The organism is Comamonas denitrificans, assembly GCF_042654745.1.
GTDB classification, from domain to species: domain Bacteria; phylum Pseudomonadota; class Gammaproteobacteria; order Burkholderiales; family Burkholderiaceae_C; genus Comamonas; species Comamonas denitrificans.
This window is the reverse complement of sequence record NZ_JBHSEY010000009.1, coordinates 408-2,092: the sequence shown is the minus strand read 5'-3', so window position 1 is coordinate 2,092 and position 1,685 is coordinate 408. Positions and strand designations below refer to the sequence as shown.

At 53.5% G+C, this 1,685-nt stretch carries 3 protein-coding genes; 2 read left to right on the top strand and 1 reads right to left on the bottom strand.

Annotated features, from left to right (window positions below):
• Positions 1 to 48 precede the first annotated feature (48 nt).
• Positions 49 to 294, top strand: coding sequence for a glutaredoxin family protein (locus ACFO24_RS01940; protein ID WP_011711656.1), 246 nt, complete (start codon positions 49 to 51; stop codon positions 292 to 294).
• Positions 295 to 514: 220 nt separating this feature from the next.
• Positions 515 to 871: a peptide-methionine (S)-S-oxide reductase gene (locus tag ACFO24_RS01935; RefSeq protein ID WP_377736522.1), complete on the top strand. Its 357-nt coding sequence runs from the start codon at positions 515 to 517 to the stop codon at positions 869 to 871.
• Between the two features lie 190 nt (positions 872 to 1,061).
• Here the strand turns inward: ACFO24_RS01935 and ACFO24_RS01930 are convergent.
• Positions 1,062 to 1,685 (bottom strand): transposase (locus ACFO24_RS01930; RefSeq protein WP_220805790.1); only part of this gene is annotated, 624 nt, incomplete at its 5' end.

Sequence of the window (1,685 nt, the reverse complement as noted above, 5' to 3'; positions counted from 1 at the left end):
AATCGAGGGGGTTTATGAAAGTGAACCTTTTGAAAAAAGGAGCCGTTCGTGTTGATTAAGCTGTTCGGTCATAAAGACTGCCATAAAACCAAGATTTACCATTCGTACTTGCAAGAAAAAGGGAGCCAGTTTGTTTTTTTGGATGTTCATGAAGACGACGCGGCTGCTGATGAACTGTGCTCCCTCTATTCGAACGGAAAGCTGAATTTCCCGACAATAGTGGTTGGGACAAAGAAGCTGAGAAACCCCAAGTTCAAGGACCTTGACAGGTGGTTGGAAGCTTCAATGAAATAATGAGTTTTTTAGAATTATTAATAACTTAATAAGCAGTAAGATCAATGATTACAGCAATTTTCCGCAGTTGTGTTACCAAGAAACATGCTGCGGAGTTTTAGCAAAGATACTTCATCAAGCTGGTGTTGGAAAACGTGGTCTTATCGTCGTTTGCACGGCGTGAGGAATGGGAGTGGCTTCAATTTTTGAAAGTTAGGTGAAAAATATGTCGGATCTAAAAATGAATAAAGAAGACGGTGTTGAAAGCTATGAATTTGCAACCCCTGAAGCAATCGAAGAAGCATTGAAAATCGGGAAGCTTAGTCAAACGGTTTTCGGCATGGGTTGCTTTTGGGGACCGGATTCTAATTTTGGAGGGACGCAGGGAGTAGTGCAAACACGTGTTGGCTACGCTGGAGCATCAACTCTGGATCCGAGTTACCGCAACATCAACGGACACGCCGAAGTCGTCAGAGTGATCTACGATAAAGACCAAATCAGCTACAGGGAACTTCTTGGAAGTTTTGAATCATGGTCTGTTCATGGTAGAAAGCAGGGCCAGTATCGCCAGATACTTTTTGTTTTTGATCACGGATAGGCGTTTTAACCGCATGAGGCCAAGTATCGCACCGCGGAAGCGCCATCAAGCCGGCTGAGACACTCGATTTTCCCGCCCAGGTGTCAGGTTCACCACCAGGGTTTGGCGTTCAGGAGAGTGATTTGCGGCGCTCGGCGTGTACCGGGCGCAGAGCCAGTTCGCGGCAAGTCAAAATCGCCGCTTTGTTCATTCACCAACTGATGCGCTGATCGACCTCAAAGTCCGGTGCCGGTTGCGCCGCTAGGTCCCAGTCTGCTGGCTCGGTTTGCGCCCCGTCATCCATCTGCGCATCACTACAGTCATCCCACAGCGGTGGCCCGCGCGCCGGGGAGATGCGGGGTGGCTCTGAATCTGCCCCGATGTGGTCCAGGATGTGCCGGATGTCAGCGCTGTGCGTAATGAACGCGATGATGCGCATATGCCCGCCACACAGCGGACACAAGAGGGGGAACACCTCGTAGATGCGGGCGATCAGCACCGCCCACAGGTAGTGCGCTGCACGCTTGGGCAGCACCGGCTCGCTCTGGGATGGCAGCGCGCTGCTCATCGGTACCACACCAGGCGCGCACTCCCCCGTGCTGATCGACGCGCCCAGCACGGGAGCGGCTTGCGCCGGTGTCGCCAGCGCCGTCACCGCAGCCCTGAGCGGCGAGTTGGGTGCCAACACGCCAAAATAGCGGTGCCGGTGGGTGCGTGGCGGTGGCACCAGCGCGGCGATGCGGTCGATCAGCTCCAGCGGTGTGAGGTGCAGCTCATCAACCTTGGCACCGCGCTTGTCGCTGGTGGGTTCGCTGCGCTGCTTGCCGCAGCGGTA